General features: G+C 33.1%; 22 protein-coding genes and 1 riboswitch. Of the genes, 19 read left to right on the top strand and 3 right to left on the bottom strand.

The annotated features are described in order from the left end of the window. Positions 1-7: 7 nt before the first annotated feature. On the bottom strand, positions 8-202 hold the full coding sequence (locus SHI72_RS22890) for a hypothetical protein (RefSeq protein WP_039117512.1): 195 nt from the start codon (positions 200-202) through the stop codon (positions 8-10). Positions 203-531: 329 nt separating this feature from the next. On the opposite strand from SHI72_RS22890, the gene polA reads away from it, so the two are divergent. From polA to SHI72_RS22875, 3 genes are all read left to right on the top strand, one after another. Beyond that, positions 532-3,378 (top strand): DNA polymerase I, encoded by a 2,847-nt coding sequence (gene polA / locus SHI72_RS22885; RefSeq protein WP_323491517.1) that lies wholly within the window; start codon positions 532-534, stop codon positions 3,376-3,378. Positions 3,379-3,510: 132 nt separating this feature from the next. Continuing rightward, entirely contained in the window at positions 3,511-3,711 is a 201-nt protein-coding gene (locus SHI72_RS22880; RefSeq protein ID WP_123912103.1) for a hypothetical protein, read from the top strand. Between the two features lie 12 nt (positions 3,712-3,723). Further along, positions 3,724-4,077: a hypothetical protein gene (locus tag SHI72_RS22875; protein WP_039117510.1), complete on the top strand. Its 354-nt coding sequence runs from the start codon at positions 3,724-3,726 to the stop codon at positions 4,075-4,077. A 120-nt stretch (positions 4,078-4,197) separates the two neighbouring features. Here the strand turns inward: SHI72_RS22875 and SHI72_RS22870 are convergent, their stop codons facing one another. Continuing rightward, complete coding sequence (locus SHI72_RS22870) at positions 4,198-5,226, bottom strand: LacI family DNA-binding transcriptional regulator (RefSeq protein WP_039111876.1); 1,029 nt, start codon at positions 5,224-5,226, stop codon at positions 4,198-4,200. A 232-nt stretch (positions 5,227-5,458) separates the two neighbouring features. Between SHI72_RS22870 and SHI72_RS22865 the strand changes: the two genes are divergently transcribed. The 6 genes from SHI72_RS22865 to tsf all read left to right on the top strand — a co-directional run bounded on the left by SHI72_RS22865 (position 5,459) and on the right by tsf (position 10,140). Next, positions 5,459-6,211: a ferritin-like domain-containing protein gene (locus SHI72_RS22865; protein ID WP_323491516.1), complete on the top strand. Its 753-nt coding sequence runs from the start codon at positions 5,459-5,461 to the stop codon at positions 6,209-6,211. A 25-nt stretch (positions 6,212-6,236) separates the two neighbouring features. Next, on the top strand, positions 6,237-7,049 hold the full coding sequence (locus SHI72_RS22860) for a ferritin-like domain-containing protein (RefSeq protein WP_039111874.1): 813 nt from the start codon (positions 6,237-6,239) through the stop codon (positions 7,047-7,049). Between the two features lie 192 nt (positions 7,050-7,241). Beyond that, entirely contained in the window at positions 7,242-7,697 is a 456-nt protein-coding gene (rplM, locus tag SHI72_RS22855; RefSeq protein WP_039111873.1) for a 50S ribosomal protein L13, read from the top strand. Further along, positions 7,697-8,083: a 30S ribosomal protein S9 gene (gene rpsI, locus SHI72_RS22850; RefSeq protein ID WP_007808909.1), complete on the top strand. Its 387-nt coding sequence runs from the start codon at positions 7,697-7,699 to the stop codon at positions 8,081-8,083. The genes rplM and rpsI overlap by 1 nt, the downstream gene beginning before the upstream one ends. 174 nt (positions 8,084-8,257) lie before the next feature. Next, on the top strand, positions 8,258-9,040 hold the full coding sequence (gene rpsB, locus SHI72_RS22845) for a 30S ribosomal protein S2 (RefSeq protein WP_039111872.1): 783 nt from the start codon (positions 8,258-8,260) through the stop codon (positions 9,038-9,040). 137 nt (positions 9,041-9,177) lie between these two features. Then, entirely contained in the window at positions 9,178-10,140 is a 963-nt protein-coding gene (tsf, locus tag SHI72_RS22840; RefSeq protein ID WP_039111871.1) for a translation elongation factor Ts, read from the top strand. 62 nt (positions 10,141-10,202) lie between these two features. Here tsf and SHI72_RS22835 read toward each other — a convergent pair whose 3' ends face one another. Next, a complete protein-coding gene (locus SHI72_RS22835; RefSeq protein ID WP_323491515.1) occupies positions 10,203-12,332 on the bottom strand; it encodes a M3 family metallopeptidase in 2,130 nt (709 codons plus the stop codon). Between the two features lie 166 nt (positions 12,333-12,498). Between SHI72_RS22835 and SHI72_RS22830 the strand changes: the two genes are divergently transcribed. From SHI72_RS22830 to SHI72_RS22785, 10 genes are all read left to right on the top strand, one after another. After that, positions 12,499-13,179 carry a queuosine precursor transporter gene (locus tag SHI72_RS22830; protein ID WP_323491514.1) on the top strand — a complete coding sequence of 227 codons (681 nt, stop codon included), beginning with the start codon at positions 12,499-12,501 and terminating at the stop codon, positions 13,177-13,179. Beyond that, positions 13,176-13,820, top strand: coding sequence for a hypothetical protein (locus tag SHI72_RS22825; RefSeq protein WP_323491513.1), 645 nt, complete (start codon positions 13,176-13,178; stop codon positions 13,818-13,820). Before SHI72_RS22830 ends, SHI72_RS22825 begins: the two co-directional genes overlap by 4 nt. Before the next feature lie 81 nt (positions 13,821-13,901). After that, the gene (locus SHI72_RS22820; protein ID WP_323491512.1) at positions 13,902-14,366 is read left to right on the top strand and encodes a lipocalin family protein; all 465 of its coding nucleotides are present in this window, start codon (positions 13,902-13,904) and stop codon (positions 14,364-14,366) included. Between the two features lie 7 nt (positions 14,367-14,373). Beyond that, on the top strand, positions 14,374-14,934 hold the full coding sequence (locus SHI72_RS22815) for a DNA-3-methyladenine glycosylase I (protein ID WP_323491511.1): 561 nt from the start codon (positions 14,374-14,376) through the stop codon (positions 14,932-14,934). Between the two features lie 176 nt (positions 14,935-15,110). Continuing rightward, positions 15,111-15,208, top strand: a riboswitch (TPP riboswitch). Between the two features lie 63 nt (positions 15,209-15,271). Continuing rightward, on the top strand, positions 15,272-15,478 hold the full coding sequence (thiS, locus tag SHI72_RS22810) for a sulfur carrier protein ThiS (protein ID WP_039117505.1): 207 nt from the start codon (positions 15,272-15,274) through the stop codon (positions 15,476-15,478). A 117-nt stretch (positions 15,479-15,595) separates the two neighbouring features. Continuing rightward, positions 15,596-17,419, top strand: coding sequence for a phosphomethylpyrimidine synthase ThiC (gene thiC, locus SHI72_RS22805; RefSeq protein ID WP_323491510.1), 1,824 nt, complete (start codon positions 15,596-15,598; stop codon positions 17,417-17,419). Positions 17,420-17,478: 59 nt separating this feature from the next. Further along, the gene (locus SHI72_RS22800) at positions 17,479-18,093 is read left to right on the top strand and encodes a thiamine phosphate synthase (protein WP_323491509.1); all 615 of its coding nucleotides are present in this window, start codon (positions 17,479-17,481) and stop codon (positions 18,091-18,093) included. Then, positions 18,060-18,812: a hydroxymethylpyrimidine/phosphomethylpyrimidine kinase gene (locus tag SHI72_RS22795; protein WP_323491508.1), complete on the top strand. Its 753-nt coding sequence runs from the start codon at positions 18,060-18,062 to the stop codon at positions 18,810-18,812. Before SHI72_RS22800 ends, SHI72_RS22795 begins: the two co-directional genes overlap by 34 nt. Next, positions 18,805-19,443, top strand: a complete 639-nt coding sequence (locus SHI72_RS22790) for a thiamine phosphate synthase (protein WP_323491507.1) — start codon at positions 18,805-18,807, stop codon at positions 19,441-19,443. Before SHI72_RS22795 ends, SHI72_RS22790 begins: the two co-directional genes overlap by 8 nt. Beyond that, positions 19,424-20,200, top strand: coding sequence for a thiazole synthase (locus SHI72_RS22785; protein ID WP_323491506.1), 777 nt, complete (start codon positions 19,424-19,426; stop codon positions 20,198-20,200). Before SHI72_RS22790 ends, SHI72_RS22785 begins: the two co-directional genes overlap by 20 nt. Positions 20,201-20,336 lie beyond the last annotated feature (136 nt).

Raw genomic sequence — 20,336 nt, 5'->3', positions numbered from 1 at the left:
ACGACATCTATTTTTTAGCTTTCATTGGTTCTGCTTTTGGAGCTGCTTTTTTCTCAGATTTTGTTTTTTTATCTGTTTTTGCTTTTGGGTGTTTGGTTGCTTTAACTTCTTTTGTTGGAGTTGCTTTAACCGGAGTTGTAGCTGCGCTAACCATTGCACTTGTACCTAAAACTGCTACTAATAACATTACTAAATTTCTCATGATTTCTAATATTTAAAAGTTAATTATCTCTTATTTTATACACCAAATTTACATCTGTAATATGAAGACAAAATGAAGAAAACAATCATCTGAAAATTTTAACTTGACATTAACTTTTGGTACTTAATATTCAATCTTACAGGACTTTTACGAATAAAGTAATACAATAGCATTACCAAAGACGCACTACTGTACGATTCTATAGATAGCAAAAAAGCATCTCTAATAAAACATTTCAATTCTAATTTGAGTTTATCCAGATTAAATTTTCAAGAACCGAATCGTTTTTAAAACCCAATTGTTTATTTTTACAGACTAATATTTTTTTTATGTCAACTCAAAAACGCCTTTTTCTTCTTGATGCTTACGCTTTAATTTTTCGTGGCTATTATGCTTTTATAAAAAACCCGCGAATTAACTCCAAAGGAATGGATACCTCTGCAATTATGGGGTTCATGAACTCACTTTTGGATGTGATAAAAAGAGAAAAACCAGATCATTTAGCAGTAGCTTTTGATAAAGGAGGAAGTGCTTTGCGTAATGAGATATTCCCTGAGTACAAAGCCAATCGTGATGTAACTCCCGAAGCTATAAAAATTGCTGTACCTTATATACATGAATTATTAAAAGCAATGCATATCCCGATTATAGAAGTTGCGGGTTTTGAAGCCGATGATTTAATTGGAACTATTGCAAAGCAAGCCGAAAAAGAAAACTATAAAGTATTTATGGTAACGCCAGATAAGGATTTTGCACAATTAGTATCTGAGAATATATTTATGTACAAACCAGCCCGAATGGGTAACGGAATAGAAATTTGGGGTGTTCCTGAAGTATTGGCAAAATTTGAAATCGAACGTCCGGAACAAGTAATTGATTTTATTGGTATGATGGGCGATGCTGCCGATAATATCCCGGGGCTTCCAGGAGTTGGAGAAGTTACTGCCAAAAAACTATTGAAAGAATATGGTTCAATGGAAAACCTTTTGGCAAATACTGACAAGCTAAAAGGAAAAATGAAAGAGAATATCGAGGCTAACGCTGAGAAAGGCTTACTATCTAAAACATTGGCAACTATCCTACTTGATTGTCCTGTAACTTTTAACGAATCTGATTATGAATTAACTCGTCCTGATATCGAAAAAACGGATGCTATTTTTCAAGAATTGGAATTTAGAAGAATGGCAGAACAATTTGACAATCTTTTTAAAGCAGATGGAAGTGGATTAACAGCTACTGCAACTGCTCCTGATGCTAAACTATACAAAAAACCACAACCGAAAAATGATGATCAATTTGATCTTTTCGGAAGTGCTACTACTGATGAAGAAAATCCAGAAGCGCAAAGAACTTCTTTTTACAATAATCTAGAAAACACGCCTCACTCTTATCAAATTATTCAAGGAGATTTAGGTTTAAAATTGCTTTTACAAAATTTACAAAACCAAACTTCGGTTTGTTTTGATACCGAAACTACAGGATTAGATGCTTTACACGCCGAATTGGTTGGAATTTCATTTTCTTACGAAAAAGGAAAAGGATTCTATGTTCCGTTTCCAGAAAACCAAGAAGAAGCAAAAGCATTGATTGAAAAATTTATTCCGTTTTTTGAGAATGAAGCAATCGAAAAGATTGGTCAGAATTTAAAATATGATTTAAAAATATTATTGAATTATGGTGTTTCTGTAAAAGGAAAATTATTTGACACTATGATTGCGCATTACCTGATCAATCCAGACATGCGTCATAATATGGATATTTTATCAGAAACATATTTAAAATATTCTCCAAAATCAATTGAAGATTTAATTGGTAAAAAAGGAAAGAATCAAAAATCGATGCGCGATGTTGCACTCGAAGATATAAAGGAATACGCTGCTGAAGATGCCGATGTAACGTTGCAACTTAAAGAGATATTCACCACAGAATTAGACAAAACCGGAACTAAAAAATTATTCGACGAAATCGAAATTCCGTTGGTTAGTGTTTTGGCTGCGATGGAAACTGAAGGAATTAGACTTGATGTTGACTTTTTAAAATCATTATCTGAAGAATTAGGTAAGGATATTAAAACATTAGAAGCTAAAATTTACGAAATCGCAGGAGAACAATTTAACCTTGCATCACCTAAACAATTAGGAGATATCTTATTTGATAAATTAAAAATTGGCGGAGCAAAGCAAAAGAAAACTAAAACTGGTCAATACGCAACTGGCGAAGAAATCTTAAGCTATTTAGCCAAAGACAATGAGATTGTTGCTGCAATCTTAGATTGGCGTTCTCTTGTAAAATTGCAAAATACCTATGTAGAAGCTTTACCATTACAGGTAGATCCAGTTTCTAAAAGAGTTCATACCGATTATATGCAAACTGTAGCTGCAACTGGTCGTTTAAGTTCAAACAATCCTAACTTACAGAATATTCCAATTCGTACCGAAAGAGGAAGACAAATACGTAAAGCTTTTATTGCTCGCGACGAAAATTATACCTTAATATCTGCCGATTATTCTCAAATAGAATTACGAATCATTGCTGCTTTAAGTGGTGAAGAGAATATGATAAAAGCATTCCAGAATCATGAAGACATTCATAAATCTACTGCTTCTAAAGTATTTAATGTAGCTCTGGATGAAGTAACTCGCGAACAACGTAGCCACGCCAAAACTGTAAACTTTGGTATTATCTATGGTGTTTCGGCTTTTGGATTAAGCAACCAAACTTCATTATCAAGAAGCGAAAGCGCTACATTGATTGAAGCATACTATAAAACATACCCAAGATTAAAATCATACATTCAGGAACAAATAGAATTTGCGAGAGAAAATGGTTATGTACAAACTATTCTGGGTCGTCGTCGTTATTTAAAAGATATTAATTCTCAAAACGCAGTTGTTCGTGGTGGAGCCGAAAGAAATGCCGTAAACGCACCAATACAAGGAAGTGCTGCCGATGTTATTAAGATTGCGATGATTAATATCCACAAGAAACTAACATCTGAAAATTGGAAATCTAAAATGTTGCTTCAAGTACATGATGAGCTTGTGTTTGATGTACACAACGATGAACTTGAAAAAATCCAACCCATGATTAAACACGAAATGGAGAACGCATTTATAATGGCAGTTCCACTAGAAGTAGAATTAGGTTTAGGGAAAGATTGGTTAGAGGCACATTAAAAAACAAAAAAATGTTTATTACATTTATTTCTCAATTGAATCTCTTCATTAAAAAACCAAAATAATGAACAAGAAAATTCATACATTGCAAAAAAATATAAAATAATAAGACTAATCTTCTCTAAAATAAAAATGAAAAAAAACACCTTATTAGCAATAATATCAATTTGCATACTTGCAACAGTAAATTTATTTTGGTTTATACAATCTACTGCATCAATATCAATAGATCCAGAAGTACACTATCGGTTATCACAAATCATAGGGTTTCTAGAGCTTATAGCGTATGCCGGATTATTGCCTTTTTTTGTAGCATTATACAAAAAACAATAAATAAAAATCATCATGAATGAAGAATTAAATAAACTTTTTGAGATTAAAAATACTCAACCAGAAGAAGATACAGACTCAGATCTATTCAACATAATTGTTCACTTCGTGATCAGAATAGTTATTCCACTTTTTGTATTTTTTCTATTATACTCGATTGTAGATTATTCAGGCAACATAGGAATAGCATATATAGTTTTTTTTATCTCCCTTTTTATCCTTTTTTTAATAATTGTTGCCCTTTTAATTGAGGCTTCTAACCTTAATAAAAAGAATAAAATATATCTGAGAAATACTAATTATGTCATATTAGCTTTTTATGCCCTCCCTTTTATATTGGGATTAATTATAATTGGAAGAAATTCTTAAATAAAATTTACAATGTAATTATAAAAAAGACATTGAATTTAAACCAATTATAATGAGCTTTCATTTAATAAAAACATAAACTAAAAAAAATCCATTAGCTGCGGCTAATGGATTTTTTTATTATTTAGATTTTCTTGATGATTCTCTTTCTTTCAGTTTGGTTTTGATTACTATGGTTTCGTAATCGCTGCTCTCCCCTTCTTTTTCTTCTAATCTTGAGATTAATCGTTTGGCAGCAACTTCACCAATTTCTATTCCGTGTTGGCTTATTGTGGTTAAACTTGGTGATAAACGTCTCGAAGCCAAAATTCCGTCTGCAAAACCTATTATCGATATATCTTCTGGAACTTTATATCCTTTTTTCAAACTAACCCTTAAAGCTGCAACAGAATCATTTTCATCTAAAGCAAAAATAGCATCTATTTTATGATCAAAAATGGCATCTATTTTACTTTTCATATCCTCTTCAGAATCTGTACGAAGAATGATATTTTCGTTTACAGGAATATTATTGTCATTTAAAGCTTTTAGATATCCATCTGCTCTCAATTTTCCAACACTTAAATTATCTACAGATGAAATCAAGGCTATATTTTTACATCCTAAATTAATTAAATGTTGCGTTGAATTTAATGCTGAATCAAAATCATCTACTACCACTTTATCACACTCTACACCTTCTGCAATCCTATCGAACATTACAATTGGTGTTCCGTCGTTTATAATTTCTTTAAAGTGATTGTATTCTTGTAATTTCTGAGCTTCTTCAGAAACCGATAATATAAAACCATCAATAGTTCCATTACTCAACATTTCAAGCGTATGAATTTCTTTTTCCAAAGACTCATTAGAAATACATGTAATAACATTATATCCCTTTTTATCTGCTACTTTCTCGATACCACTAAAAACTTTAGCAAAAAATGAGTTTAATATATTAGGTATAATAACTCCAATAGTTTTTGTTTTACGGTTCTTTAAATTCAAACCAATAACATTCGGCTTATAGTTTTTTAGTTTAGCATACTCTTTAATTTTAATTTTAGTTTGCTCACTAATTTCAGGACTATCATTAAGTGCCTTAGAAACTGTAGACACAGAAACGTTAAGTTCTTTTGCGATTTGTTTTAAAGTTGCTTTAGCTTTCATTTAAGATAATTTTATTGAATTAATACAAATATAGTAGAATTAAGGAAATTAAAACAAAAACAAGTCAAAACATGCTTTAAATTTTCAAGTAATTACATCTCCTTCTTAAAATAATTTAAACAAAAAATTAAAAAAAAGCCAAAATCTAAAACCGCCCATCCAAAAATTTCGTTTATACCTATTTACATATAATTATAATTTGCTATTAACAACCACTTAAAGAAATTGAATTATGAAAAACGAAGTTAAAATCCATGAAGTTAACCCCTTACTTAACAACAGAAGGAGTTTTCTTAAGATCAGTGGCTTAACCATTGTTGGCACTGGCTTACTTTTGGCAGGATGTAATCACGATGACGATGATGAAAATATGCCTGTTGACGACACTTCACTACCTGGAATTAGAAATGGTGTCTTCGATTTAGGCTCTGGAGATTTCGGTGTATTAACCTATGCATATGCCTTAGAACAACTAGAAGCCGACTTTTACACTAAGGTTGTAAATGCATCAAACTTCAATAGTGTTTTTAGTGATATCGAACGTCAGGTACTTACTGATTTATATCATCACGAAGTGATTCACAGAGATTTTTTTAAGGCAGCTTTAAGCGGAGCACTTCCTAATCCAAGCACACAATTACTTCCTAGCTTGGCATTTAATTACGGATCTATGAATTTTAACAGTCGTACAGAAGTACTTGCAACTGCTAAAGCTCTTGAGGATACAGGAGTTGCCGCATATAATGGCGCAGGAAAACTAATTAAAAGTACAGATTATTTGGTATTGGCAGGGAAAATTGTTTCTGTAGAAGCAAGGCATGCTGCGGCAATTAGAAGTTTAATAAACCCAAATTCTAAAGATTTTGCAGGCGATGATGTGGTAAATGCCACAACTGGTTTAGATGTAGCGAAAGATCCATCTAAAATCTTAGCTGTTGCGGGAGGATTTATAACAACTCCATTCACAGCAAAATATTTACCATAACCACAACCCATAAAATCTAGAAATTATGAATATATTAAAATTTATAGAAACCTTTGCCGACGAAAGCGCAATGAGAAGCACGGGCTCAAGAAGAGATAGCTTTACACAATTTGGAAATATCGGAAAGACTTTGGCAATAGCCTCAATTCCATTCGGATTATCTTCATTGGCCAATAAAGCTTTAGCCAAAGATATAACTGCAACTCCAGCAACACCAATTGGAGCGTTACAATTTGCATTAACCTTAGAATATCTTGAAAACGAATTTTATGCTATGGCATTAGATTCAGGAGTTATTCCAGCATCTGAAAATGGCGGACGCGATTTAAAAGTTTTTCAACAAATTGCTGCTCACGAATCAAGCCATGTAAATTTTTTAATTGCAGGATTGGGAGGAACAGCAAGTGCAAACTTTGTTCCTAAACCTACTTTTGACTTTACTGTTGGTGGTGCTTTTGATCCATTTGGTGATTATCCAACATTTTTAGCTTTGGCACAAGCATTTGAGGATACAGGAGTAAGAGCCTATAAAGGTCAGGCAGGAAATTTAATTTCTACGCCAGATTTACTAACAGCTGCACTGCAAATACATTCGGTAGAAGCACGTCACGCATCCGAAGTACGACGATTACGCGGCCTTAAAGGATGGATAAGCGGAAATGAAAGAGGCGCAGGAATGCCATCTGCGACTCAAGCAGTATATAATGGAGAAGAATTAACTGTACAGGCAGGATACAATACCGCAACCTTATTTGGAGCCGCAGCAGGCTCAGAAGCCTATGATGAACCACTTACTACGCAACAGGTTGTAGACATAGCAAATTTGTTTATTGTGTAACAAAATATAGTCGCAAAAATCCAAACCATCTCTACTTAATTGTAAAGGTGGTTTTTTTATTCTTTTAAATAAAAAGATATCTCCTGATTTTCAGTAGTTAAAATAATCTTTTAAGGTATTTGGTTTTAAAATAATTAATTGTACTTTTGCAACCCCTTTATTGGGGATGGAATGTTTAATTAAAATAATATTATGGACGCATTAAGCTACAAAACAGTTTCAGCTAGCAAAGCCACTGTAACTAAAGAGTGGATTGTTGTTGACGCTGAAGGTCATAACTTAGGACGTCTTGCTTCAAAGGTTGCAATGATCTTAAGAGGTAAGTACAAACCAAGTTACACACCGCACGTTGACTGTGGAGATAACGTAATTGTTATCAACTCAGAAAAAATTAACCTTACAGGTACAAAAATGGATGACAAAATTTACATGCGTCATACAGGTTACCCAGGAGGTCAAAGAACTTTAACTGCTAAAGTATTGCAAGCAAAAAACCCTGCATTATTAGTAGAGAAAGCAGTAAAAGGAATGTTACCTAAGAACAAATTAGGAGCTGAACTTTTCAGAAATTTAAATGTTGTTGTAGGATCTGAGCACAAACAAGGAGCTCAAAAACCTAGAACTGTTAACCTAAACGATCTTAAGTAATGGGAGTTATTCACAAAATCGGTAGAAGAAAAACCGCTGTTGCACGTGTTTATGTTTCAGAAGGAACAGGAAAAATCACTGTAAACAAAAAAGAATTCGCAACCTATTTCCCAACTGCAACTTTACAGTACAAAGTTTTACAACCAATGTCTATGACAGAAAATGTAAACAACTTTGATGTAAAAGTAAACGTTTACGGAGGTGGTTCAACTGGTCAAGCAGAAGCTGTAAGAATGGCATTAGCACGTGTTATGTGTGAAGTAAATGCTGAAAACAGAGCTATCTTGAAACCAGAAGGTTTATTAACAAGAGATCCAAGAATGGTTGAACGTAAGAAATTCGGTCAGAAGAAAGCTCGTAAGAGATTCCAATTCTCTAAACGTTAATATTACCTGTCTTGTTCATTTGGAACAAGGCATATCAATTATTATTGAATTTAAAAAACACAGTTGTTGTTGCTCTCCTATCGAGGTAGGAAATAGTTTAGCATCTAAATGTATAAAGCCGACAAAATCGCCATTTATGCATTGCTAATCAACAGAACGTAAACTAGTACAAAAATGGCAAACAAAGTAGAAGTAAAAGAATTACTAGAAGCAGGTGTTCACTTTGGACACATGACTAGAAAATGGGATCCAAACATGGCTCCTTACATTTATATGGAGCGTAATGGTATTCACATTATCAATCTATATAAAACTGCAGCAAAAATTGAAGAGGCTAATGAAGCTTTGAAAAAAATCGCTGCATCAGGTAGAAAAATATTATTCGTTGCTACCAAAAAACAAGCTAAAGACATCGTTGCTGATAAAGCAAAAGCTGCAAACATGCCTTATATCACTGAAAGATGGCCTGGTGGAATGCTAACTAACTTCGTAACTATCCGTAAAGCTGTTAAAAAAATGGCTACTATTGATAAAATGAAGAAAGACGGTACTTTCATGACACTTTCTAAGAAAGAGCGTTTACAAGTAGATCGTCTTCGTGCTAAATTAGAGAAAAACTTAGGTTCAATCGCAGACATGTCTAGACTACCTGCAGCATTGTTCGTAGTAGATATCAAAGCTGAACATATCGCAATAAAAGAAGCACAAAAATTAAACATTCCAGTTTTTGCAATGGTAGATACTAACTCTGATCCTAGAGAAGTAGAGTATGTTATCCCATCAAATGATGATGCTTCTAAATCAATTGATAAAATTTTATCTTTAGTTACAGCTGCAATCGTTGAAGGTCTTTCTGACAGAGGTTCTGACAAAGAGGCTGAATCATTGTTACCTGCTACAGAAGAAGCAACTCCAGCTGCTGAGGCTGTTGAAGCTCCTGCTGAAACAAAAGAATAAATAAACATTTAAATTCCAATTTTTAAATTCCAAATCCCATAAAAAATTAGAAACGTTAAGTTGATAATTTGATAAAACTGGAATTTGAGATTTAAAGATTGGAATTTTTACTTTTAACTCATAAAAAATCATACAATATGGCAACAATTACTGCTGCAGACGTAAATAAATTAAGACAAACTACAGGTGCCGGAATGATGGACTGTAAAAAAGCTTTAGTTGAAGCTGAAGGAGATTTCGATAAAGCTATACAAAACCTTAGAGAAAAAGGTCAAAAAGTTGCTGCTAATCGTTCTGACCGTGAGTCTTCTGAAGGAGCTGCTGTTTCTTTTATTAATGCTGACAAAACTAAAGGAGCTATCATCACTTTAAACTGCGAAACAGATTTCGTAGGTAAAAATGAAAACTTCGTAAATTTAGCTAAAGAATTAGTTGAAAAAGCAATAAACTTCTCTTCTAAAGAAGAATTCTTAGCTTCAGATTTCAACGGAATGACTGTTGCTGAAAAGTTAATTGAGCAAACTGGTGTTATTGGTGAAAAAATCGAAATCGGTGGTTTTGAAATTTTAGAAGGAGCTTTCGTTGGATCTTATGTTCACGTTAACAAAATTGCTGCATTAACTGCAATTTCTGCACCAATTGATAACGCTGAAGTTTTAACTAAAGACATCTCTATGCAAGTAGCATCTATGGGAGCTGATACATTATCTTACAAAGATTTTGATCCTGCTTTCGTTGCTTCTGAACTTGCTGCTCGTATTGCTGTAATCGAAAAAGAAAATGAAGAAGCAAAACGTTTAGGAAAAACTTTAAAAAATGTTCCTAAATATATCTCTTTCTCTCAATTAACTGAAGAAGTTATAAAACAAGCTGAAGAAGATGCTAAAGCTGAATTAAAAGCTGAAGGTAAACCAGAACAAATTTGGGATAAAATTATTCCAGGAAAAGTTCAACGTTTCATCTCTGACAATACTACTTTAGATCAAGAAAAAGCTTTATTGGATCAAAACTTCATCAAAGATGATAGTAAAAAAGTTGGTGATTATGTTAAAGGATTCAACGTTGAAATTACAGGTTTCAAAAGAGTTACTTTAGGATAATCTATATTCTAGATTCGCATATAAAAAAAGAGAGACTTAACGGTCTCTCTTTTTTATTATAACTATTTGTTTGATTTTGTAACTGGAGCTTCAAAACCTCTAGCTTTCATTAAAGCATTAATCTCAGGATTATGTCCTCTAAAAGATTTATAAGCTTCCTCTTGATCCGTTGTATTACCTACACTAAATATCTTATCGTGTAATCTTTTAGCAACATCTTTATCATAAGGTCCTTTTGCCTCTGTAAATGCCTCATAAGCATCCGCACTAATAACATCTGCCCATAAATAACTATAATATCCGCTCGCATACCCATCACTAGAGAAAATGTGGCCAAATTGAGGAATACGATGACGCATTACAATTTCTTTAGGCATATTAAGTTTAGCCAATGTTTCTTTCTCAAAAACTGTAGGATCAATAACAGAATCTCCTGCTAAATGTAATTTCATATCAATAAGTGAACTTGAAATTGTCTCAACAGTAGAAAATCCTTCATTAAATGTTGCTGCTTTTGCAATACGCTCAACCAAATCTTTAGGAATAGGCTTTCCTGTTTTATAATTTAAAGCAAATTTATTCAATACCTCAGGAGTTTCTAACCAACGTTCTAAGATTTGAGATGGAAACTCTACATAATCTCTTGCAACTGCAGTTCCTGATAATGTAGGATAGGTAACATCTGAACATAAACCATGTAATGCATGTCCGAATTCATGAAATAGAGTAGTTGCATCTGACCATGAAATCAAAACTGGCTCATTATCATTTCCTTTTATAAAATTACTATTATTAGAAACTATCGTGAGAACATTTTCGTCTAGTTTTTGTTGCTTTCTATACGCATTCATCCAAGCACCAGAACGCTTTCCTTTACGGGCGTAAGGATCAAAATACCATAAGCCTACTACTTTACCCGTCTTTATATTTGAGACTTCCCAAACTCTAACATCTGGATGATATACAGGAACATCTGTTATTTGTTTAAATTTTAAATCAAATAATTCTCCCGCAACCCAAAACATTCCTTCTCGTAATTTTTCTAATTGAAGATATTCCTTAACTACATTTTGATCTAAGTCATATTTTGCTTTTCTAACTTTTTCAGCATAATAACGATAATCCCAAGGTTCAATCTGAAACTTCCCTCCTTCGGCAACAACAATCTTCTGCATATCAGCTACATCTTTATGAACCTGATTTACAGCTGGCTCCCAAACAGCTTCCATTAAAGCCATAGCTCTTTCAGGAGTTTTAGCCATTCTGTTAGTTAAATTCCAATGAGCAAAAGTAGGATAACCTAAAAGTTTTGCTTTAGCAGCACGAAGCTGTAAAATTTCAACCAAAGTCGATTTATTATCATATTCATCTCCGTTATCTCCTCTGTTTATAAACATTCTCCAAACTTTTTCTCTCAACGCTCTATTGGTAGAAAAAGTTAAAAAAGGCTCTACAAAAGAACGTGTATTAGCAATACAACCCAATGCCGAAAGTTTTCTTTCTTTAGCATCGGCCATAGCAGCTTTTTTTATTCCGTCAGGCAAACCATCAAAATCTGCATCGGTTACCAAAGCAACATATTGGTTATTTTCTTCTGCCAATAAATTCTGGCTAAACTTAGAAAATAACGTTGATAATTGCTTATTGATTTCTCCAACTTTAGCTTTATCGGCATCACTTAAATTTGCCCCTTGTTTATTAAACTCCGTATAATAAACCCAAATAAGTCTTTGTTGCTCTCCGGTTAGTTTCTTTTTATCTGGAGAATTATATAACTTTTCTATTCTGCCAAATAGTTTTCTGTTTTGATAAAACTCAGTAGATTGAGCAGCAAGTAATGGCTCAATATCTTTTTGTATCGATGCAAATTCAGGAGTACTAATATTTGAAGAATAAATTCCATAAGCCGTCATAATTCTCGACAACGTTTTGCCAGAACGTTCCAATTCGGCAATTGTATTATCAAAAGTAGCAGGTTTTGTATTATTAGCAATAGCATCAATCTCATTGCTTTTTTGTTTGATAGCAACATCAAAAGCGGGCTTAAAATCGGCTATTTTATACTCTGTAAAAGCAGGTACACCACCATAAGGACCAGTCCATTTTTGCAATAATGGATTTTGTGAATTTGTTTGTGCCTGAACAGAAGTTAAAGATGTAGCCATAATTAGAATAGTAACAATTTTTTTCATGTACGTTATTTAATATTTTATAAAATAAATGCAATTCCCAAATATAGCCAATAATTAGAATAGCTAACGAAGAAAAAAGCCACATCTTAAATACATCTCAACAATGTTTTTTATAAAAATAAATACTCCGAATAATATCTTAAATTTGGCATATTAAAATTTATCTATGTTTAAAACCAAGAAAGAAATTGTTTTTGTTATCCTCGCCGGAATTTTTATTACCAATGCAGTTGTAGCAGAGCTAATTGGGGGAAAATTAATCCAAATTGGTCCATTTGTAATGAGTATCGGAATCCTACCTTGGCCTATTGTTTTTTTAACAACCGACTTGATTAATGAGTATTTTGGAGAAAAAGGAGTTAAAAAACTTTCTTTTATAACAGCATGTTTAATCGCTTATGCTTTTCTAATATTATTTATGTCAATCGTAATTCCTGCAGCAAAAGGTATTAGCCCTGTCAATGACGAACAATTTCAAGCTGTTTTCGGACAAAGTATGTGGATTATTGTAGGTAGCATTATTGCATTTATGGCATCTCAGTTAATAGATGTATGGATGTTTTGGTTTTTTAAAAAAAGAACAGGAGAAAATAAAATATGGCTTAGAACAACAGGTTCAACAGTAATTTCACAATTATTTGATTCTTTTATTGTTTTAGGAATTGCTTTTTGGTTACCTGGAAAAATAAATTTCGATACTTTTATATCATCAGCTTTAACTGGCTATACATTCAAACTTACTTTGGCAATAGTATTAACTCCACTGATATATGCTGGTCATCATTTGATTAAAAAATATCTGGAAGAAGATAATTCCGAAGAAAAGAAAAACAACCATACCGCATGAAACATCACAATATATTTTTATTGATTTTAATTTTATGCTGCTTGTCTAGTTGTAATAAAAATGACAGAGATCAATTATTAGAGTCAACAACAACTGTTTCCGAAAAAATAAAAGACATCTCAAAAAGTACAATAGAAACTATAACTTCGGCTAAAGATTCCATTACAAAAACTATATTCACGCCTAACAAAACAAAAAATAACGAAACCATTACAGAAGAAGGTTCTGTTATAAAAGATAGCATAAGGATAGAAAACTTAGAAACTGAAAAACTTAAAGGTTTTACCTATTTTAAAAAATTACTTTCTGTATGCAAAACAGGAGAAACACTAACCCAAAAAGAATTAATTGAAGACCATAACATCCCAAAAGAAGGAGTTAAATTAATAAAAAGCATAACTAAAACTGCCGAAGATGAAATCGATATCAAATGGAATTCTACTTGGTTTATTGAGAAAATTTCGGATGCTAAATTTGCTGATGCTCGAATGAAAATTAAATTTGAAGCAAACAAAATGTATACTTCAGGGAAAGCTATCGGGATAAAATACAATAAGAGAATTTATAACGACTTAATCATCATTGGAACCTCTGCCTACATCCCTTCTGTAAAGGGTTACCATTGGAAAATTGGAAAGTAATTTTATAACTCAACTTTATTACAATCAAATATTAACATACAAAAACTGCTTGTTAATTTATTCTTTAAAACCAAAACTAAAATGAAAAAAAACTACATTCTATTCTTATTTGTAACAGTACTGGGATTATCAATTTCATCATGTAGTAGCGATAGTGATAACGATGACAACGCTTCAATTGTCGGTAAATGGGAAATTTTACAATACGGAATTGGCCCCATTGATCACGAGATTTTTACAGACCGTGTCAATGTAACAGAATGCGGTAAAGATTATATAGAATTCCTATCTGACGGAACATATAAAGTCATACTATTTAGTAAACACAAAGAAGAATGCTATACTATCGAAGACAATGGAAAATACATAAAAAATGAATCCACTCTTTCTCTTATAAAATATATACAAGACTCTGAGCATATCATAGAATCAGAACCTGCAAACTCAGAAATTATAGTACTAAACAAAAGCACATTAAAAATTAGAATTTTAACTAAAACTGAAAAGGAAACAGTTTCACAAATTTCAATATTTAAAAAAATATAATTAAAAAATGGAACCAATAAGATGTGGCTGGTGTTCAGCAAGTGATTTATATAAAAAATACCATGACGAAGAATGGGGTATTCCTGTTTACGACGATGCATCATTATTTGAGTTTCTAACTCTCGAAACCTTTCAGGCAGGATTAAGTTGGATAACGATATTAAACAAAAGAGAAAATTTTAGAACTGCTTTTGACAATTTTGATTACAAAAAAATCGCACAATATTCCGAAGATAAAATAGAATCCTTACTACAGGATACAGGAATAATCCGTAATAAATTAAAAATACGTTCGGCAGTTAGCAACGCACAGGCATTTATAAAAATACAAGAAGAATTTGGAAGTTTTTCTGATTATATCTGGAAATTTACCGATGGAAAACCCATCATTAACAATCCGAAAACCTTAAAAGATGTCCCCGCCACTACTCCACTTTCTGACGCTATTAGTAAAGATTTAAAAAAGAGAGGTTTTAAATTTGTGGGCTCAACCGTTATTTACGCTCAAATGCAAGCCACAGGAATGATCAATGATCATATCGAAGATTGCTGGACAAGAAAAAAATAGTTTGCAGTCATAGTTACAGTTTGCAGTCACAGTTTTCAGTTTCAGAAAAACTTAATTCCACTTATATTTCTTAATGGTTCAAAAATATTTTTGTAGCTTTTTTTAAACTACAAAAACTGTTCTTCAACTTTAAACGTTAAACATTAAACGTTTAAACAAAAAATTATTACATTTGCTTCACACTTTAGGGGTGTCTACAATAAAGTAGGCTGAGATTTTACCCTCTGAACCTGATCTAGTTCATACTAGCGTAGGGAAAAGTAAGATGACTTCCGTGCATATCTATATGCCATTGTAGCCATTCCTAAAGTATAACTATATACTAAATTCTAGAGGAATGGAACTAAAAATCAACCAACAAACCAAACAATTCAATGCTGAATCTCTTAGCGTTCAGGCATTGCTCGATCTCGAAATTCCCAACAAACAAAATGGCATTGCCGTTGCCATAAACAACACCGTTATTCCAAAACCTATCTGGAATACTCATATCCTAAACGAAACCGACGAAATCTTAATTATTTCTGCTACTCAGGGAGGATAAATTAATTTAATTATTCAAAAATTTAAAGATTTAAAAATTGCAGCTACAAACTTATTTCAAAAGTTTTGCTCTTGATTTTTTAATCCTTCAATATTTCAATCTTTCAATAAAAAAAATATGACTAACGAAGAAAAAATATCCAGAACTCCTTTTCCTAACTCTAATAAAGTATATGTTAACGGAGAAATACATCCTATAAAAGTGGCAATGCGCGAGGTAATACTTAGCGACACCAGACTTTCTAATGGCGGAATCGAAAAAAATCCTTCCGTAACTATTTACGACACATCGGGTCCTTATACAGATCCAAATATTGAAATAGACATTCGAAAAGGATTACCTCGCTTAAGAGAAGAATGGATTTTAGGTCGAAATGATGTAGAAATCCTTGACGAAATCAGCTCAGATTACGGACAAATACGATTAAACGACGAGAGTTTAAATCATTTGCGTTTCGAATATTTACATCAACCAAAACGTGCAAAAAAAGGCGCAAACGTAACACAACTTTATTACGCTAAACAAGGAATCATTACTCCCGAAATGGAATATATTGCGATTCGTGAAAACCAGCGCATTGAGTTATTAAATGAACAAACTAAAGCCATGCAATGCCAACATACTGGACATAGTTTTGGTGCTAATACTCCAAAAAGCAAGATAACTCCAGAATTTGTACGTAGTGAAGTAGCAATTGGTCGTGCTATTATCCCGAACAACATTAACCATCCCGAAAGTGAACCTATGATTGTAGGGCGTAATTTCTTAGTGAAAATAAATGCTAATATTGGTAATAGCGCTGTAACATCGACCATTGAGGAAGAAGTTGAAAAAGCTGTTTGGGCTTGTCGCTGGGGAGCAGATACCATAATGGATTTATCTACAGGAAAGAACATTCATGAAACCAGAGAATGGATTATTCGTAATTCGCCAGTACCAATCGGGACAGTACCTATTTATCAGGCTTTAGAAAAAGTAAAAGGAATCGCCGAAGATTTAACTTGGGAAGTTTTCCGCGATACTCTTATCGAGCAAGCCGAACAAGGTGTTTCCTATTTTACTATTCATGCTGGTGTTTTATTGCGTTACATTCATCTTACTGCCGAACGTGTTACAGGAATTGTATCTCGTGGTGGATCGATAATGGCAAAGTGGTGTTTGTTTCATCATAAGGAAAACTTCTTATATACTCATTTTGAAGAAATCTGCGAAATCATGAAACAATATGATGTAGCATTTTCTCTAGGCGATGGTTTACGCCCAGGTTCTATTGCCGATGCCAATGATGCTGCACAATTTGCCGAATTAGAAACTCTTGGAGAATTAGCAAAAATTGCTTGGAAACACGATGTTCAAGTGTTTATAGAAGGTCCTGGTCACGTGCCAATGCACATGATAAAAGAAAACATGGACAAGCAATTAGAGCATTGTAACGAAGCTCCGTTTTATACTCTTGGACCATTAACTACAGATATTGCACCAGGTTACGACCACATTACCTCGGCTATTGGAGCTGCAATGATTGGTTGGTACGGTTGCGCAATGCTTTGTTATGTTACCCCAAAAGAACATCTTGGTTTACCTAATAAAAAAGATGTAAAAGATGGCGTTATCACTTATAAAATTTCAGCTCATGCTGCCGATTTAGCCAAAGGACATCCCGGAGCACAATATCGTGACAATGCATTGAGCAAAGCCCGTTTCGAATTCCGTTGGGAAGATCAATTTAATTTATCACTAGATCCAGACACAGCAAGAGAATTCCACGATGAAACTCTTCCTGCCGAAGGTGCAAAAATTGCTCATTTCTGCTCGATGTGTGGACCAAAATTCTGCTCCATGAAAATATCTCAGGAAATACGTGATGTGGCTGCAGCCGAAAAAGGAATGCAAGAGAAATCAGAAGAGTTTATTGAGCAAGGAAAAGAGATTTATATTTAATTTCAGAATAAAGAAGCAAGAGAAAAGAAAGTCAAGAAATAGAGGAAAGAAGAAAGATTATGATAGTTCTATCAAATCCAACAGCAATATCAAATGAAATCAATGTAATCCATTCTCTTTTTGAGGAAGGATTACAATTGTTTCATGTGCGAAAACCAGATTATTCGCTAAAGGAAATGATTTCGTTTGTCGAACAGATAAGTCCCGAATTCCGATCTCGATTGGTATTACATAGTCATCATGAATCGATAGAAAACTTTAAGATTAACCGAATTCATTTTACAGAGGAAAAAAGAAAAAACAATCTTGGTTTTCCTGCAAGATTTACAAAACCATGTAGGTCTAAAAATATAGTTTTATCAACATCAACACATTCAATTTCAGATTTTAATTCATTAGCTCCAGAATTTGAATATGCTTTTTTGAGTCCTGTTTATCCAAGTATTTCTAAGGAGAATTATCTCCCTAAAACAGATTTATTTGAAGCCATAAAGAACAGAACTAATGTAAAAACTAAACTAATTGCTTTGGGAGGAATTAATACTGAAAACATAGAAAAAACACTGATAAGTGGCTTTGATAATGTTGCTTTATTAGGTAGTATTTGGAATGCAGAAAATCCAATTAAAAATTTTAAATCATGTCAGGAAATCGTCCTTTCGTCCTTACAATAGCTGGTTTTGATCCTTCTGGTGGCGCAGGAGTTTTGGCAGATTGCAAAACTTTTGAGCAACATCAAGTTTCTGGACTTGCCATCAATACAGGAAATACAATTCAGACAGAAAAAGAATTCTTTAAAATAGAATGGACATCTCTTGATTTTGTGTTACGTTCCATAAAAACACTTTTTGAAAATTATGATATAAAGATTGTGAAAATCGGGATTGTGCCTTCTCTACATTATTTAAAAGAAATTATTTTTAATATAAAAAAACTTTCTCCTAAAACTCAAATAGTCTGGGATACAGTTTTAAAATCTACAACCGAATTTGATTTTATTACCATCGAAAACAAATCAGATTTAAACGAGATACTTTCCAAAATTGATTTGATTACACCAAATTATAATGAAGTGAAAAAGCTATTTCCTGATTTCAATTTTGACGCAAGTCAATTAAATAAACGAATCCCAACGGCTATTTTATTAAAAGGTGGACATAATAATAAAGCAATTGGAACTGATTATTTATATAACCAAAATGAAGTTTTCGTGCTTTCGCCAAATAACACCAAATGTTACGCAAAACATGGTTCAGGTTGTGTATTATCATCGGCTATTGCTGCTAATTTGGCTTTGGACCAAGATTTAAAATCAGCCTGTATAAATGCCAAAAATTATATCGAAAAATACTTGAATTCAACTTCAACCTTAATCGGCTATCACTATGTATAATAAACTACAATACATCTCACAAGGAAATACAATCGAGGCACAATTGTACAATATTCATCAGGCGTTAGATAATGGCTGTGATTGGGTACAAATGCGTTTTAAAAACCAAACAGCAAAGAATTCTTTTGCTTTAGCAGAAGCTGTAAAATTTTTATGCGAAGAATATCTCGCCAATTTCATTATAAATGATAATGTGTATCTCGCTCAACAAATTGCCGCAGATGGTGTACATCTAGGACTTTCGGACACAAAAATAGACGAAGCCCGAACCATATTAGGCAATACAAAAATCATTGGGGCAACAGCCAATACATTCGAAGATATCACCAAGCATATAAAAAATGGTTGTGATTATATTGGTCTTGGTCCATTTCAGTTCACAGAAACCAAAGATAAATTAAGTCCGATTCTAGGCATAGAAGGATATCATGAAATCATACAAAAAATCAAATCCAACAATCTCGAAATTCCTATTTATGCTATTGGCGGAATCACATTAGAAAACGTTGATCAATTAATAGAAACCGGAATTCATGGAATTGCTGTTTCTGGAATAATTACAAAAAGTCCCGAAAAAGGAAAACTCATTACACAACTTAACGAAAAATTATATGCAAACGTCATCATTTAAAATAGGCGACAAATTACTTGAATCCCGTTTGTTTTTGGGAACAGGAAAATTTGGCTCAAATCTGGAAATGGAAAAAGCCATTTTGGCTTCGGGAAGTGAATTGGTTACTGTTGCTTTAAAACGTATTGATTTAGAAACTGAAACCGATGCTATTTTATCACATTTAAAACATCCAAGGATTAATTTATTACCAAATACTTCGGGGGCAAGAAATGCAAAAGAAGCAATATTCGCAGCGCAATTAGCACGTGAAGCACTTGAAACCAATTGGCTAAAACTCGAAATTCATCCTGATCCAAAATACTTAATGCCAGATGCGATCGAAACTTTAAAAGCTACCGAAGAATTAGCAAAACTAGGTTTTATTATTCTGCCGTACATACATGCAGACCCCGTTTTATGCAAACGATTGGAAGATGCAGGAACAGCAGCTGTAATGCCTTTGGGCTCTCCTATTGGCAGTAATAAAGGTTTAAAAACAATCGATTTCCTAGAAATTATAATAGAACAAAGCAACGTTCCTGTAATTATAGATGCTGGAATCGGAGCTCCATCAGACGCTGCAAAAGCAATGGAATTAGGTGCTGATGCTGTTCTAGTTAATACTGCGATTGCTGTAGCCGGAAATCCAGAATTAATGGCTCAAGCTTTTAGAGAAGCTGTAATTGCTGGTAGAAAAGCATTTGAGGCTAAACTAGGAAAACAATATAATCAAGCTGTAGCTTCGAGCCCATTGACTTCTTTTTTATATGATTAATATATTTAAACACAGTTTTTTTAACCGCAAAGGGCGCAAAGTTTTACGCAAAGTTCGCTAAGCTTTGTGTTCTTAGCGTTTTCCCTTAGTGCCCTTTGAGGTTAAAACCTTTTGCGGATAAAAAATATTTACAGAT

The sequence above is a fragment of the Flavobacterium sp. PL02 genome (assembly GCF_035013205.1).
GTDB lineage: Bacteria > Bacteroidota > Bacteroidia > Flavobacteriales > Flavobacteriaceae > Flavobacterium.
The sequence above is the reverse complement of the archived record's forward strand: the minus strand, read 5'-3'. Positions and strand labels throughout refer to the sequence as shown.